The sequence below is a fragment of the Pedobacter sp. JY14-1 genome, assembly GCF_029269825.1.
Lineage (GTDB): Bacteria > Bacteroidota > Bacteroidia > Sphingobacteriales > Sphingobacteriaceae > Pedobacter.
Window position 1 is genome coordinate 1,130,629 of the sequence record NZ_JARJHU010000001.1, and the last position, 15,556, is coordinate 1,146,184.

General features: G+C 47.7%; 13 protein-coding genes. 7 read left to right on the forward strand and 6 right to left on the reverse strand.

Annotated features, from left to right (window positions below; all coding sequences use genetic code 11):
- Positions 1-127: 127 nt before the first annotated feature.
- From leuS to P2W84_RS04985, 4 genes are all read right to left on the reverse strand, one after another.
- Entirely contained in the window at positions 128-2,944 is a 2,817-nt protein-coding gene (gene leuS, locus P2W84_RS04970) for a leucine--tRNA ligase (protein ID WP_276089001.1), read from the reverse strand.
- 68 nt (positions 2,945-3,012) lie between these two features.
- Positions 3,013-4,230, reverse strand: coding sequence for a chloride channel protein (locus P2W84_RS04975; protein ID WP_276089002.1), 1,218 nt, complete (start codon positions 4,228-4,230; stop codon positions 3,013-3,015).
- Between the two features lie 66 nt (positions 4,231-4,296).
- Entirely contained in the window at positions 4,297-4,668 is a 372-nt protein-coding gene (locus P2W84_RS04980) for a hypothetical protein (protein ID WP_276089003.1), read from the reverse strand.
- Between the two features lie 112 nt (positions 4,669-4,780).
- Positions 4,781-5,176 carry a hypothetical protein gene (locus P2W84_RS04985; protein ID WP_276089004.1) on the reverse strand — a complete coding sequence of 132 codons (396 nt, stop codon included), beginning with the start codon at positions 5,174-5,176 and terminating at the stop codon, positions 4,781-4,783.
- A gap of 106 nt (positions 5,177-5,282) precedes the next feature.
- On the opposite strand from P2W84_RS04985, the gene P2W84_RS04990 reads away from it, so the two are divergent.
- From P2W84_RS04990 to P2W84_RS05020, 7 genes are all read left to right on the forward strand, one after another.
- Positions 5,283-6,161, forward strand: coding sequence for a permease-like cell division protein FtsX (locus tag P2W84_RS04990; RefSeq protein WP_276089005.1), 879 nt, complete (start codon positions 5,283-5,285; stop codon positions 6,159-6,161).
- Positions 6,162-6,184: 23 nt separating this feature from the next.
- Positions 6,185-6,409, forward strand: coding sequence for a DUF3098 domain-containing protein (locus P2W84_RS04995; protein ID WP_276089006.1), 225 nt, complete (start codon positions 6,185-6,187; stop codon positions 6,407-6,409).
- A 10-nt stretch (positions 6,410-6,419) separates the two neighbouring features.
- The gene (locus P2W84_RS05000) at positions 6,420-7,214 is read left to right on the forward strand and encodes an undecaprenyl-diphosphate phosphatase (protein WP_276089007.1); all 795 of its coding nucleotides are present in this window, start codon (positions 6,420-6,422) and stop codon (positions 7,212-7,214) included.
- The gene (gene truB / locus P2W84_RS05005) at positions 7,214-7,930 is read left to right on the forward strand and encodes a tRNA pseudouridine(55) synthase TruB (RefSeq protein ID WP_276089008.1); all 717 of its coding nucleotides are present in this window, start codon (positions 7,214-7,216) and stop codon (positions 7,928-7,930) included. The genes P2W84_RS05000 and truB overlap by 1 nt, the downstream gene beginning before the upstream one ends.
- Positions 7,931-7,933: 3 nt before the next feature.
- The gene (locus tag P2W84_RS05010; protein WP_276089009.1) at positions 7,934-8,797 is read left to right on the forward strand and encodes a YitT family protein; all 864 of its coding nucleotides are present in this window, start codon (positions 7,934-7,936) and stop codon (positions 8,795-8,797) included.
- 3 nt (positions 8,798-8,800) lie between these two features.
- On the forward strand, positions 8,801-9,736 hold the full coding sequence (locus tag P2W84_RS05015; RefSeq protein WP_276089010.1) for a bifunctional riboflavin kinase/FAD synthetase: 936 nt from the start codon (positions 8,801-8,803) through the stop codon (positions 9,734-9,736).
- Between the two features lie 76 nt (positions 9,737-9,812).
- Entirely contained in the window at positions 9,813-12,044 is a 2,232-nt protein-coding gene (locus P2W84_RS05020) for a cation:proton antiporter (protein ID WP_276089011.1), read from the forward strand.
- Here the strand turns inward: P2W84_RS05020 and P2W84_RS05025 are convergent.
- Both P2W84_RS05025 and uvrA read right to left on the reverse strand, forming a co-directional pair.
- Positions 12,037-12,657, reverse strand: a complete 621-nt coding sequence (locus P2W84_RS05025; protein WP_276089012.1) for a LysE family transporter — start codon at positions 12,655-12,657, stop codon at positions 12,037-12,039. The genes P2W84_RS05020 and P2W84_RS05025 overlap by 8 nt on opposite strands.
- Before the next feature lie 15 nt (positions 12,658-12,672).
- Positions 12,673-15,474: an excinuclease ABC subunit UvrA gene (uvrA, locus tag P2W84_RS05030; RefSeq protein ID WP_276089013.1), complete on the reverse strand. Its 2,802-nt coding sequence runs from the start codon at positions 15,472-15,474 to the stop codon at positions 12,673-12,675.
- Positions 15,475-15,556: the final 82 nt, after the last annotated feature.

A 15,556-nucleotide genomic window follows, 5' to 3' on the forward strand; every position in this document is an offset into this window, starting at 1 on the left:
CTGGGACTGGATCAAAAAAAATAAGGAGAAGTCGACTTGCGTCTCCTTCCCCTCATACAATCATCCCTATTGATGTAACAAATTTATAACGTTATTCTTAATTATCAAAATTTAATTGAAACTTTTTTCAGACCACTACATTTACGATACGACCTTTCACGACGATCACCTTTTTAGGCGTTTTGCCATCCAGATAGCGCTGCACATCTTCATTCGCCAGCACCTGCCGCTCGACCTCATCATTTTCCAGTGCAAGGCTCAGATTCAGGTTCATCCTGGTCTTGCCATTCACCGAGACCGGGTAACTGAACTCATCCTCTACCAGGTATTCAGGATGGAATACCGGGTAGCTGGCATAAGATAAACTGCCTGCCTCATGGCCCAGCAGCGACCATAGTTCTTCACAAATGTGTGGGGCATAGGAAGACAGTACAATAACCAGATCTTCCAGCACCTGACGGTTTTTACACTTCAGGTCTGTCAGTTCATTGACAGCGATCATAAAACTTGATACGGATGTATTGAAAGAAAAGCGTTCAATGTCATCCTGTACTTTTTTAATGATCTTATGCAACGCCTTCAGTTCCGCTTTTGAAGGTATTGAGTCCTCCACATGAAAGGCCAGTTGCTCGTTGTGGAACAACTTCCAGAACTTGCGCAGAAACTTAAATACACCCTCTATACCATTGGTGTTCCAGGGCTTGCTCTGCTCCAGTGGCCCCAGGAACATTTCATACATCCTAAGTGTATCCGCGCCGTAATTATCAATCAGCACATCCGGGTTCACGACATTGAACTTCGATTTAGACATCTTCTCGACCTCGACCCCGCAGATATATTTCCCATTCTCCAGTACAAATTCTGCATCAGCAAACTCGGGACGGAACCGCTTAAACTGCTCAATGTTCAGCACCTCATTATCCACAATATTCACATCGACATGCAATGCAGACACTCTATAGTCTTTTTTTAGACCATGGGAAACCAGTTTATTGGTTCCACGGCCATCCGCATCAATAACACGGTAAACAAAATTGCTCCTGCCCTGGATCATGCCCTGGTTGATCAGTTTTTTGAACGGTTCCTCTTCTTGTACATAACCCAAATCTTTCAGAAACTTATTCCAGAAGCGGCTGTATAACAGGTGACCGGTCGCATGCTCTGCACCACCGATATACAAGTCGACATCCTTCCAGTAAGCTACAGCTTCCTTTGACGCAAATTCATGTTTATTGTGTGCATCCATGTAGCGGTACCAGTACCAGCTTGATCCCGCCCAACCCGGCATGGTACTGAGTTCATAGGCATATTCATCATCATAGTTCCAACCCTCAGCCCTGCCAAGCGGCGGCTCACCAGTCTCCGTGGGTAAGTATTTGTCAATCTCCGGGAGCAGCAGTGGCAGTTCCTCTTCCTGTATCAGGTAAGGAAGCCCGTTCTTAAAATATACCGGGATCGGCTCACCCCAGTAACGCTGGCGCCCGAATACCGCATCCCGCATCCGGTAGTTTACTTTTGCCTTGCCGGCACCATTTTCCTCCAGCCAGCCGTTCAGCGTAGCCACAGCCTCCGCATAGCCCATACCATTAATAAAACCAGAGTTGACATAAGTACCCTCCTTAGTCGCATCAGCCTGTTCATCAATGTTTTGCTGGGCATCCAGGATCTGCGTTACCGGCAGGCCAAAATGACGGGCAAACAACCAGTCGCGCTGGTCACCGCTCGGCACACCCATTACCGCACCTGTACCATAACCGGCCAGTACATAGTCTGCAATCCACAACTGTACACGTTCACCGTTTACCGGGTTGACCACATAGGTACCCGTAAACGCACCCGACACGGTTTTCGTATCCGCCATACGGTCCAGCTCTGATTTACGTTTGGTCTGTGCTACATACTGCGCTACGGCCTCACGCTGTTCTTCAGTGGTCAGTAGCGGTACCAGTTCATGTTCAGGTGCCAACACCAGGTAAGAAACACCGAATATGGTATCTACCCGGGTCGTGAACACCTCAATTTCATCGACGGGAAGTGTGTTGTCTTTAGCCTTTAGATCTGCGCCTTCTATCTTAAACCGCACACTGGCCCCTACACTCTTGCCGATCCAGTTACGCTGCATTTCCTTTACCGGCTCCGGCCAGTCAATGGTGTCCAGTCCCTGAAGCAGGCGCTCCGCATAAGCGGTGATCCGCATGCTCCACTGCATCATTTTCTTCTGTTCTACCGGGTGGCCGCCACGCTCCGAATAGCCGTCCTTTACTTCATCATTGGCCAGTACTGTCCCCAGTGCAGGGCACCAGTTCACTGTGCTCTCCCTTAAATAGGTCAGCCTGTATTTCAGCAGCTCTTCCTGTTTCTCTTCGTCGCTCATCGCCGCCCAGTCACCAGGCAGGAAGTTGCGTACGTCTTCATCGCATACCGCCTTTACATCGGCGCTGCCCGCCGCATTGAATTTTTCGATCAGCGTAGTGATGTCTTCCGCCCTGTCCGTTTCCAGGTTATACCAGGAATTGAACAGCTGCATAAAAATCCATTGCGTCCATTTATAATATCCGGGATCACTGGTGCGGACCTCTCGGCTCCAGTCAAAGGAAAAACCGATCTTGTCCAGCTGCCCGCGGTAGGTATTGATATTGGTTTCTGTGGTCAGTGCCGGATGTTGCCCGGTCTGTATTGCATACTGCTCCGCCGGCAGGCCGAAAGAGTCGTATCCCATGGGGTGCAGTACATTGAAGCCTTTCAGTCGCTTGTATCTAGAAAAAACATCAGAAGCGATATAGCCAAGCGGGTGTCCCACGTGAAGCCCTGCTCCTGAAGGATAGGGAAACATATCGAGCACATAATATTTTGGCTTATTTTTGTCCTCACTTGCCTTAAAGGTCTGGTTTTCCGCCCAGTGCCGCTGCCACTTTTGTTCTATTTCTTTAAATTGGTAATCCATGTAATGGTATTTTAACTGGTGCCTTGCACCAACTGTCGTTTTTTGATTAAGCGCACGAAATTAAGGAATTATAACAAGAAATGTTTTGGAAACTTATTCTCCGGCGCATTATAGATGCTGTACCTTCCAGACACCATGTAAGCTGTAAAGCAGGCAACAATTACGTATACCGCGCAGGACAACCCAAACAACTCTAGGGCCATCAGGCAACAGGCAACTGGTGTTTTGGCTGCGCCAGCAAATACCGCAACAAACCCCATCCCCGCCATCAGACCCACAGGTAGCGGCAGTATAAGAGAAAGTGAGCTGCCCAGCGCAGCACCGATGAAAAACAGGGGCGTTACCTCGCCACCCTTAAACCCGGCTCCAAGGGTTACTGCGGTAAAGAGCAGCTTCAAAGCAAATTCCTGGCCGTCAAGCGCATGTGAAAAAGACTCCACGATCACCGGCACACCTAATCCTAAATAACGGTTAGTCCCCAATACCGTTACCAGCAGCAACACCACGATACCACCGGCAAAGGGCCGCAGCGGAGGAAAAGTAATCTTTGCAAACCAACGCACAAAAAGTTCGGTCAGCCGTACAAACAATATTGCCGCAATTGCAAAAGCGACTCCCGCAAGCAGGCTATATATCAATCCCATTAACGTAATGCCCGGAACTACACCTATTTCATAATGTGTATGTCCGATGCCCCATAGTTCCGTAACCCAGGTTCCGGTAAAAGCTGCGGCCAGGGCCGGGATCACGGCTCCATAAGGCACTCGTCCCAGCAGCAGAACTTCCAGGCCGAAAACAAAACCTGCCAGCGGGGTTCCGAAGACGGAAGCAAAACCGGCGCTCAGTCCTGCGATCAGTAATACCGATCTTTCCGTACCGCTTAAACGAAAAGGCCGGTGTAGCTGGTCAGCGGCGGCGGCAGACATCTGCAATGCCGTCCCTTCCCGGCCCGCTGAGCCGCCAAACAAATGCGTGATTACGGTTCCCATCAACACCATCGGCGCCATCCGGAACCGGATCAGGTCCCTGGGATTATGAATGGTGTCAAATACAAGATGATTTCCCCTGGCTACATCCTTGCCCAGATAGTGATAAGCCAGCCCAACCCAAAAACCGGCAACCGGCAATAGCCAGACCAGCCAGCCATACTCAGTCCGGATAGCAGTGACTTGCTCCAGCATCCACAAAAACAGCGCAGACAAACTGCCCGCCATCGCACCAACCAGTGCCGACAGCAAAAGCCATTTGCCCGCTGCTAAAAATAATTTAGGAAAACGAGTATTCACCAATATTCTACAGCTTGAACGGGAGACCGGAATACCGGCAAGACCCTGAAGCCGTAAAGATAACAATTACCTCTTAAGGTACACCGTCTCTGTCTTTCCGTCACCCGAAGACGTAAATTCCAGCCTGTTACCATCCAAAACTGACACCTTGCAGTTATAGAGTTTGGCGCCGATAGTGATGTTGATCTCATTACCCACTATCGGAGAATAGGTACCGGACTGCGTATTCCCGCCTCTCCGGATCTCCACAATATCATCTTCCCCGCTTTTGAAATCATAATAGTCACCAGAAACAACCAATGGTAACGAAGAAACGGGTTCTATTTTTGAAATCTCCCACCTCCCGGCAAGGTCGGTTTTGAATTTATCCGCAGAATCTTTTTTACACCCGGCAAAAAGCAGGGCAACAACTGCAACAGCAAGTACTAATTTTTTCATTGAGTTTTTTTTTGAGAAAGGCACAAAAATATACCCTCCCCCTGTTAAACATAGGATTGATTACCGTAATGAACGAAAAAAACAAGATTTTAGTATTGTATTGAGGCCTAATTTAAGCCCCTCCGGCACCGCTGAACACCATTAACGCATCTGCAAGTGCTACCGGACTACCTCTCCAGTAAAACCGCCGGCAAGGCTCCCCGTCTTCCAGTTCAGATACACTTAAAACAACCACGCCGGGAAAGTCTTCCGGAATTTCAAGATCGATCGCGAACCGTCTTCCTGTGGTATTGTACAACTCTATCCCTAAATAAGACTTTGCTGTTCGTGCAAGGAGATCTTTGCGGTAGCGGTTCAGTTCCCTGCACAGCTGATTCCTGCCGTTAAACGTTTTAATCCTGAAAACATTTTTCTTACCTTTCTTAAACCATACCTCCGCCTGGTCGTCTGGTTTTCTATATAAACCTATAAATAACATAAGGCCGAAAAGGTCAGTAAAATCAGGCATAACCAACAAGCAGAAGTTTTAACAAATATTAACGCATACCGCAGCGGCATTATTTACGTTATTCCACATTATATTTATATTTTCGCAGAAACATAAAGACAACTACATGGAAGAATTTGAAGTAAGCGACGCTTCCAGAAAAACTAAGACCATTTATATTTCCACAATTTTCAGCATTGCACTGGTGTTGCTGATGTTGGGAATGCTCGGGCTCATTCTGGTTCATGCGAAAAACCTGTCCAACTATGTAAAGGAAAACATCGTACTGAATATCATTGTAGATGAAGGCGCCAAGGAAGCCGATGTGCTGCAGTTCCAGAAAACACTTAATGCCAACCCTGCTGTCAAAAGTACCCAATATGTAAACAAGGAAATGGCTGCACGAAACCTGACCAACGACCTGGGTGAAGATTTCGTAAACTTCCTGGGTTATAACCCGCTTCTGTCTACTGTTGACGTTTATCTCAAAGCCGATTATGCCAACAATAAAAGTATTGATGCACTTAAAGCAGGCATTGCCCAAAACCCGGTAGTGAAGGAAGTGATCTATCAGAGCTCACTGATCGATATGGTAAACAAGAATATCAATACCATCGGGCTCATTATCCTCGGATTTGCAGGTATTTTACTGGTCATTTCGGTAGCGCTGATCAACAACACGATCCGCCTTGCTATCTATTCGCAACGTTTCCTCATTAAAAGTATGCAACTTGTAGGTGCAACAAAGGCCTTTATCCGCAGACCTTTTGTACTGCTGGCCGCTCTACACGGGCTTATTGCCGCATTCATTGCCATATTGATCTTACTTGGTCTGCTGTATTATGCCCAGCGGGAAATTCCTGAGATTGTAATCCTGAGAAACTATACTGAATTCGGCATCGTATTGCTGAGCCTGGTAGGTGTGGGTATTTTTATCACGGCCATCAGTACCTCTGTAGCCGTAGGCAAATATTTGCGTTTGAAGATTTATGATCTTTATCGATAATCAAGAGACCTCAATTCAATATCATGATAGAAAAAAAAGCAAGCCCGCTGAGCCGGGAAAACAAATCTGAACTGGTCTTCACCAGGAAGAACTACCAATTGCTCCTCATCAGTATTGCTATCGTAGCCATCGGCTTTGCACTGATGATCGGCACCACCGACATTTATGACTTCAGGAAAACCTTGCTGGCTCCGCTGGTGGTGCTTGCGGGCTTTGGATTTGGTATTTACGCAATCCTGAAAAAGTAAACGATCAGTTATGAATTATATACAGGCCCTGATACTTGCAATTATCGAGGGTATTACCGAGTTTTTACCGGTTTCTTCTACAGGACACATGGTGCTGGCCAGTTCTTTTATGGGTATTGGCAAAGACGAATTTGTTAAACTATTTGAGGTGGCCATACAGCTCGGGGCCATCCTGGCGGTTGTTGTGCTGTACTGGAAGAAGTTCTTTGACTTCAGCAAGTGGCAGTTTTATGTGAAGCTGATCATAGCCGTAATCCCTGCCCTGGTATTTGGCAAGCTGCTGAACGACTTTATTGACGAAAAACTGGGCAACCCGATCTTTATCGCCGTAGTATTGCTGTTTGGCGGCCTGGTCCTGCTGGTGATCGACAAGCTGTTTAAGACCCCTGAGATACACCATGAGGCAGAGGTAACTAACCTGACCGCCTTCAAGATCGGTTGTTTCCAGGTACTTGCTATTGTCTTCCCCGGACTGAGCCGCAGCGCGGCCACGATCATAGGGGGTATGCAGCAAAAGCTCAGCAGACATGCCGCAGCCGAGTTCTCCTTCTTTCTGGCGGTACCGACGATGTGCGCGGCCACAGGATATAAATTATTAAAGGGCTATCACCTGCTGAATACGGAAAATGTGAAATTACTGCTGTTTGGCAACCTGATCGCCTTTATTGTAGCGATCATTGCCATCCGGTCGTTTATCGGCTTTCTGTCTAAACATGGTTTTCGCATTTTCGGCTGGTATCGGATCATTGTCGGGGTGGTGATCCTTGCCCTGTATTTTTCCGGCGTCGAAATGAACGTGCTCTAATGACTGAAATCAATAGCGAACCTACAGCATTTCCTGAATTTAATTTTGCAGAAGGAGAACTCCTGCTTATCAATAAACCTTATCGCTGGACGAGTTTCGACGTGGTCAGCAAAATCCGTAATTCACTAAAACCGCTAAAACTGAAAGTTGGCCATGCCGGCACACTTGATCCGCTGGCAAGTGGATTACTAATCGTGTGTACGGGTAAACTTACCAAACAGATCGATACATTCCAGGCCGAAGAAAAGGAATATACCGGTACAATGGTACTGGGCGCAACTACTCCATCCTATGACATGGAGACTGAAGTGGAACAGGTATTTCCTTTAAATGGCTTGACTGAAGAAGCAGTCAGGACTGCTGTTCATTCTTTTATCGGCGACATTCAGCAATATCCGCCTGCGCATTCGGCAGTGAAGGTGAACGGGGAGCGCTTGTATGAGAAAGCCCGCCGTGGCGAAGCACCGGAACTGAGGCTGCGTAACGTGACGATCAGCGAATTCGAAATTACCAGGATAGCATTGCCGGAAGTCGACTTTCGGGTAGTTTGCAGCAAGGGTACCTACATCCGTTCACTGGTATCAGATTTCGGGAAGTCCCTGCATAACGGGGCTTATCTTTCCAAACTTACCCGTACACGCAGTGGTGGCTTTTTACTGGAAAATGCATTTGAGGTAATGGACCTGGTTCATTATCTTAGAAACAAAAAGGAATAACCTATGCGAGGGGAGTACCGTTCCAAAAAACTCAATTTTGTAAAAAATATCTTTCTAGTGGTCTGTGGCATTGTATCGGCATGCTTCGGCCTGAAGAGCTTTTTGCTGCCCAGCGGCTTTATTGATGGTGGTGTAACGGGTATTTCTCTGCTGGTGAGTACGCTGACCGGCCTGAAACTCTCCTATCTGATCGTTGTGATCAATATTCCCTTTGTCATACTGGGCTATAAACAGATCGGAAAAGTCTTCGCCTTTAAGACCGCTGCAGCCATCTCACTACTGGCCCTACTGCTCATTTTTGCACCCTTTCAGCCGATTACGCACGATAAACTCCTAATCGCTTTTTTTGGCGGGCTTTTCCTGGGCGGGGGCATCGGCCTGGCCATGCGGGGTGGCTGTGTCATCGACGGCACTGAGGTATTGGCGCTGTACATCAGTAAGCAAAGTACCCTGACGGTAGGCAATATCATCCTCATGCTGAACATTGTAATCTTTTCCTTTGCGGCATTGATGATCAATATAGAAACTGCGCTCTATGCCATATTAACCTATCTTTCGGCATCAAACACGGTCGATTACATCGTAAACGGTATCGAGCAGTATACCGGGGTAACGGTGATCTCCGTAAAGAACACCCAGATCCGGAAGTTCATCATTAACCAGATGAAGCGTGGGGTAACCATTTATAAGGGCGAAGGCGGCTATGGGGAGCAAAAAGACATTGATATTTTATATACGGTAGTAACCAAGCTGGAAATGAGCAAACTGCAGACGGCAATACGGAAGATTGACCCGGATGCCTTTGTAATCCAGCAACAGATTGCTGACATTAAGGGAGGTGTTGTGAAGCGCCAGTCTTTACATTAAATTATGAAAATCTATCATCATTTTTCTGAGTTCAGGAAGCTGAACAAGGCAGTGGTCACCATAGGCACCTTTGACGGGGTACATCACGGACATCAGAAGATCATCAAACGTTTGTGTGAAACGGCAAAAGCTACGGGCGGTGAAAGCGTGATCCTGACGTTCTTCCCCCACCCCAGGCTGATCATTGATCCGGAGAACCAGGATCTGAAAATGATCAATACCGTAAGGGAAAAGGCGGAAATTCTGGAGCAGCTGGGTGTAGATCATCTGATCATTACCCCATTTACCCGTGATTTTTCCAATATGCCTCCCGACGAATACGTACGGGATATTTTGGTAGGTACCATCGGTGTAAAGCACCTGATCGTAGGTTATGACCATCGCTTCGGAAAAAACCGGCAAGGCGGCATGCCGCAACTGGAAGCCTTTTCCAGGCAATACCACTTTACACTGGAGGAAATACCGGAGCAGGACATCAATGATGTCGCCGTAAGCTCGACCAAGATCAGAAAAGCGCTGATGAATGGCGAGGTAGCCCTGGCTGCAAAATACCTCGGATATTACTTTTCGCTCCGGGGGCCGGTGGTCAAGGGCGACAAGATCGGCAGGACGATCGGCTACCCTACCGCCAATATTTTCATAGAGGAAACCTATAAGCTGATCCCTTCAGACGGTATTTATGCAGTAACGATTGAAATGGGCGATGAAACATTCCGAGGCATGGCTTATATCGGGCAACGCCCTACAATCAACGGTATGACCCGTAACATAGAGGTGAACATCTTTGATTTTAACCGGGAAATCTATGGCCAGGAAGTAAAGATGAATTTTATGGCGTTTCTGCGGCACGATGTGAAGTTCACAGGCCTTGAAGCTTTAATGGAACAGCTGGGCAAAGATAAGGAAGCGACACTTGCTTACTTCAATAAAATGTCATAACGGGAGGAAAGGCGCCTTTTAGCAGGCAGAAAGGGCATTTTTTTTTTATCTTACGGCAAAAACCCGTTTTTTGCCTATGATCCATTTACCGGTACTCATCACAGATTTAGGACTGATACTGGCTGCCGCTGGTATAACCACATTACTTTTCAAACGTATCCGGCAACCACTGGTACTGGGTTATATTCTGGCCGGTCTTCTGGTCGGACCTCATGTAAAGTTCATTCCAACGGTAACCGACAATGAAAGTATCCATATCTGGGCAGAAATCGGTGTCATCTTTCTGCTGTTCAGCCTCGGACTGGAATTCAGTTTTAAGAAACTGGTAAAGGTTGGAGGTTCCGCAGGAATTACCGCAATTGTAGAAGTAGTGTTTATGCTGCTGACCGGCTTTGCAGCAGGAAAGCTGATGGGCTGGGCAACGATGGACAGCATTTTCCTGGGTGGCATCCTGTCCGTGTCTTCCACTACGATCATCATCAGGGCTTTTGAGGAACTGGGCGTAAAACATAAGAAATTTGCCGGACTGGTATTTGGCGTACTGATTGTAGAAGACCTGGTTGCCATTTTATTGCTGGTCCTGCTCTCAACCCTGGCAGTAAGCCAGCAATTCGCAGGACCGGAAATGCTGGAATCCATTTTAAAGCTGGGCTTTTTCCTGGTATTGTGGTTCATCGGCGGTATTTTCCTGGTACCCAGCTTCCTGAAGGCCACGCGCAAGCTCATGAACGATGAGACCATGCTGGTCGTATCCATTGCGCTCTGCCTGGTCATGGTACTCCTGGCAGTGAAAGTAGGTTTCTCCCCTGCTTTGGGCGCGTTTATCATGGGTTCCATCCTGGCAGAAACGACACAGGCGGAACGGATAGAGCACCTGACCAAATCAGTAAAGGACTTATTTGCCGCTATCTTTTTTGTCTCCGTAGGGATGCTGATTGAACCTGCCATCCTGGTGAAATATGCGGTACCGATCTTCATCATCACCCTGGCTACGGTAGCAGGCAAGTTCCTGAGCTCGGGCCTCGGGGCCCTGGTATCGGGGCAACCTCTCAAGACTTCCGTGCAGACGGGCATGAGCCTGGCGCAGATCGGAGAATTTTCTTTTATCATTGCCACATTGGGGCTGACCTTAAAAGTGACCAGTGACTTTCTCTATCCAATTGCGGTAGCAGTATCTGCGGTAACGACATTTACCACACCTTACCTCATCAAAGCCTCTGAGCCATTCTACCATTTTCTCGAACGTACCTTACCACGTAAATGGATAGAGGCCATTAACCGGTACAGTTCAAGCACGGCGGGTATAACGACACTGAGCGACTGGAAGATATTGCTTAAGGCTTATATGTCCAATACCATTATCCATTCGGTCATCCTCATCGCCATTGTATTCCTGGGCACGAAGTTCATGCAACCCTTTATTGCACAGCATCTGATCAACGGGAAATACGGCACAGCGGTGAGCCTGGTCCTGAGCCTGGTGATCATGACGCCTTTCCTCTGGGCACTCGCCCTCAGGAGGCTGGCGAGGACAGCTTATTCACATTTGTGGCTGAACAAAAAATATACAAGAGGGCCATTGATTGCCCTCGAAGTGGTAAGGATAGCACTTGCACTCTTCTTTGTAGGTTTCCTGATCTATCAGTTTTACAGTACCTGGATCTCGGTATCTGTTGCCGTGTTTCTGTTGGTGCTGGGCATGTTTTTATTTTCCCGAAGGCTACAGAGCTTTTATAACCGCCTGGAAAGCCGTTTCCTGCTGAACCTGAACGCCCGCGAACGGGAGAACGCGCAGCCTGACATCTTGCCCTGGGATACACACCTGGCAGACCTGGTCGTGGCCCCGGAATCGAACCTCGTTGGTAAGACACTGGTAGATCTCGCCATACGCGAGAAATACGGGGTAAATATTGCGCTCATTGAACGAGGGAAACTAATGATCCCTACGCCGGGACGCGACGAAAGGCTTTATCCAAATGACAAACTGATGGTGATCGGTACAGATGACCAGTTAGCGGCAGTAAAGGCGCTGTTTGAAACAAATATACCTGAAAGCCAGGAGCCAAGCTTCCCAAGAGAGGAAATGACGTTGCAAAAAGTAGTGATTACAAGTGGCTCTCCGGTATTCGGGCAAAGTATAAGGACATCCGGCATCAGGGAAACAACCCAGGGCCTTGTCGTAGGCATCGAACGCAGTGGTCAGCGTATCCTGAACCCTGATTCGGGAATGGTATTTGAAAGCGGGGACGTCGTCTGGATCGTCGGCAATAAAAAGAAAGTTCCGGAACTGATGCGCGGGGCTATTTAATGAAGTGGATATAGATCAGTTTGCATATATGATAGCCTGAAAGAATGAAGAACAGGATAGCAATGCTCTTGTTAACGATATAACTGCTCAGGTCAAATTTCTCCTGAATATATTTGGCAAAACGGGCAAACCCATATAATGCAAGGCCTGCGCCCACTCCGGAGCCGATACTGAAGACAATCAGTGACACATAGCCGATGTCTATCCATTCATGAGAGATCAGATAAGTGCCGACAAACAGCCAATAGGGAATCTGCATCGGATTCAGGACACCCAACAGCATACCATAACGAATGCTGTCTTTGTTAGAATAGTCTGTCTTTGGCATTTCCTTTCTGGAGCGCCAGGTGATAAAGCCAAGCACACCGAACATCAGGATCATCACCACGTCGATGATGTTGTCAAGCTGGATTTCGCTGGACAACCATTGCACAAAACGCATTACGGCAAAGGTGAAAAGGACTTCTACCGCAGAAAAAGCGAATATAAAATACAAGGCTTGGCGGATGCCGCGGGTAATGGTGATCTGGACCACGGTAAGGTTGATGTTCCCTGGTGGAATATACCCCAGCATGTTCAGCACGATCCCCAGGAAGAGAGTCAATAATAACATGGTGCGAAGATACGATTATTCTAAATGTGCTTTCAAAAACTTGCCTGTATAGGAAGATTCTACTTGCACAAGGTCTTCCGGAGTGCCTTCAAAAACGAGGTTTCCGCCTTTGTCGCCTCCTTCGGGCCCGATGTCAATAACCCAGTCGGCAGATTTGATCATATCCATGTTGTGCTCAATGACCAGGACGCTATTGCCTTGTTCGATCAGCGTGTTCAGCGCAATGAGCAACTTACCAATATCATGAAAATGCAGACCCGTGGTCGGCTCATCAAAGATGAAAAAGGTTTTACTGGCGTTGTTGCCCTTAATGAGGAAAGAGGCCAGTTTAATGCGCTGGGCTTCTCCTCCCGAAAGCGTATTGGATGACTGGCCCAGGTGTACATATCCAAGTCCGACATTAACCAGAGGCTGAAGCTTCTGGAGTATTTTAGGTTCATCTTTAAAGAAGGCAACCGCTTCGTCAATGGTAAGATCAAGAATATCGGCAACGTTCTTATCTTTATAAGCCACATCAAGCACCTGTTGCTTGAAACGCCGGCCGCCACAGGTCTCACAGGGCAGGTAAATATCGGCCATGAACTGCATTTCGATCTTCACTTCACCTTCGCCCTGACAGACATCGCAACGCCCACCTTCAACATTGAAAGAAAAGGCAGCTGGTTTCAGTCCTGCAGCCTTAGAAGCCGGAAGCGCAGCAAACAGGTTACGGATATCATCCCAGGCTTTGACATAGGTAACCGGGTTGGAGCGCGAAGAACGGCCTATGGGATTCTGATCAACCATTTCAACCTGACTGACCAGTTCATAATTGCCAGAGATTCCGTTATGCGCACCTGTCTGCTCACCCGCATAATTGCCTATAGCTTTCTGAAGCGCAGGATATAATATCTTCCTGACCAGACTGGTTTTACCGGAACCGGATACACCGGTAACTGCTGTAAATACGCCTAATGGAAATTTGACGTCGATGTTCTTCAGGTTGTTTTCCCTGGCCCCGGTGATGAGGATATGATCCTTCCATTTCCGGCGGATCTCTGGTACGGCGATTTGGCGCGCTCCGGAAAGGTACTGGCCGGTAAGACTGTGCTTATCCTTAACGATCTGCTGGAAATTCCCGCTAAAAATGAGGTTACCGCCATGCGTACCCGCTTCAGGGCCAATATCGATAATATGATCTGCGGCAAGCATCATTTCTTCTTCATGTTCAACCACAAGCACAGTATTGCCTACATTGCGCAGCGAAACGAGGACTTCAATAAGTTTTTGAGTATCCCGGGGATGCAACCCGATGCTGGGCTCATCCAGGACGTAAATGGACCCGACCAGGCTGCTTCCTAATGAAGTGGCCAGGTTGATGCGCTGTGACTCGCCGCCGGAAAGCGTATTGGACAACCGGTTCAGGGTAAGGTAGCCAAGGCCAACATTGTTGAGGTAAAGTACCCGGTTCCTGATCTCGGTAAGCAGGCGTCTGGCGATCTTCTCCTCACCGGCATCAAGTTTGAGCCCGTCAAAGAATGCAAGTATCTCCGAAAGTGGCATCAATACAACATCGATGATCGATTTGCCATTGATCCTGACGTAAGAAGCATCTTTACGCAATCTCGACCCTTTACAGTCCGGACAGGAGGTTTTACCGCGGTAGCGTGACAGCATAACGCGGTATTGGATCTTATAGGTCTGTTCTTCAAGCTCCTTGAAGAAATCATCGAGTCCGGAAAAATAGCGGTTACCGGTCCAGACCAGTTGCTGCTCCTTTTCACTCAGCTCGTTATACGGCCGGTGAATCGGAAAATTGAATTTCTCGGCATTGCGGACGAGTTTGTTGAGCCATTCACGCATCTTCTCACCTCTCCAGGGAGCAATGGCATTGTCGTAAACACTCTTGCTTTTATCGGGGATCACCAGGTCCTGGTCAATGCCGATGACATTACCATAGCCTTCACACCTTTTACAGGCACCGTAGGGGTTATTAAAGCTGAAAAAGTTAGGGGTCGGCTCTTCAAAACGGATATCATCGAGTTCGAAACGGTCGCAGAAGTGTTCCGTTTTACCCTCATGTTCCACATAACAATCTCCCTTGCCTTCAAAGAAGGCCGTCTGCACGGAATCTGCGATGCGACTGATCGTTTCGTCTTCGGTGTTCACGACAATACGGTCGATAAGGATGCGCACGGCCTGCTCATCTTTCAGTTCGAAGTCTTCAAAGGCACTGTCTTCGAGGATATTTTCAATCTTGTGTATTTTATGGTCATAGAACACCCGCAGGAAACCCTTTTGAAGGAGTACCGCCAGTTCTTCTTTCAGCGAACGGTTGTTATGCGGAAATAACGGACAGTAAATCGTCACCGTGGCCTCTTCACCAAGTCCGGTAATAAAATCGGTAACCGAGGAAACCGTATCTTTCCTTACCTCATTACCGGATACCGGTGAATAAGTCTTGCCGATCCGGGAGAACAGCAGCTTAAGATAATCATAGATCTCTGTAGAAGTCCCCACAGTAGACCGTGGATTAGAAGTAATGACTTTTTGCTCGATGGCGATCGCCGGAGCAATACCCTTGATATAATCCACATCCGGCTTGTTCATCCGGCCCAGAAACTGCCGGGCATATGCAGAAAGGCTTTCCACATAACGGCGCTGTCCTTCCGCGTATAAGGTATCAAAGGCAAGTGAAGATTTGCCTGATCCCGACATCCCGGTGATGACGACAAGCTTGTTTTTGGGTATGGCAACGTCTATGTTCTTAAGATTGTGAACTCTGGCACCTTTTATGATTATATGTTGATGTGGGTCTTTTTCTAGTTCGGTGTTCATCGATTTTGCGGGATAGCGGACTGCAAAAATAAAACACAAAGGCCACTTTTATGTTTTTTTAACATTTTTTGTGTTGGGATTG

Excerpts from the sequence above, each read along its gene's own strand:
- P2W84_RS05015 (WP_276089010.1), top strand. The coding sequence starts at position 8,801 with ATGAAAATCTATCATCATTTTTCTGAGTTCAGGAAGCTGAACAAGGCA.
- P2W84_RS04980 (WP_276089003.1), bottom strand. The coding sequence starts at position 4,668 with ATGAAAAAATTAGTACTTGCTGTTGCAGTTGTTGCCCTGCTTTTTGCC.
- truB (WP_276089008.1), top strand. The coding sequence starts at position 7,214 with ATGACTGAAATCAATAGCGAACCTACAGCATTTCCTGAATTTAATTTT.
- P2W84_RS04995 (WP_276089006.1), top strand. The coding sequence starts at position 6,185 with ATGATAGAAAAAAAAGCAAGCCCGCTGAGCCGGGAAAACAAATCTGAA.
- P2W84_RS04985 (WP_276089004.1), bottom strand. The coding sequence starts at position 5,176 with ATGCCTGATTTTACTGACCTTTTCGGCCTTATGTTATTTATAGGTTTA.
- P2W84_RS05025 (WP_276089012.1), bottom strand. The coding sequence starts at position 12,657 with ATGTTATTATTGACTCTCTTCCTGGGGATCGTGCTGAACATGCTGGGG.
- P2W84_RS04990 (WP_276089005.1), top strand. The coding sequence starts at position 5,283 with ATGGAAGAATTTGAAGTAAGCGACGCTTCCAGAAAAACTAAGACCATT.
- P2W84_RS05020 (WP_276089011.1), top strand. The coding sequence starts at position 9,813 with ATGATCCATTTACCGGTACTCATCACAGATTTAGGACTGATACTGGCT.
- P2W84_RS05000 (WP_276089007.1), top strand. The coding sequence starts at position 6,420 with ATGAATTATATACAGGCCCTGATACTTGCAATTATCGAGGGTATTACC.
- leuS (WP_276089001.1), bottom strand. The coding sequence starts at position 2,944 with ATGGATTACCAATTTAAAGAAATAGAACAAAAGTGGCAGCGGCACTGG.
- P2W84_RS05010 (WP_276089009.1), top strand. The coding sequence starts at position 7,934 with ATGCGAGGGGAGTACCGTTCCAAAAAACTCAATTTTGTAAAAAATATC.
- uvrA (WP_276089013.1), bottom strand. The coding sequence starts at position 15,474 with ATGAACACCGAACTAGAAAAAGACCCACATCAACATATAATCATAAAA.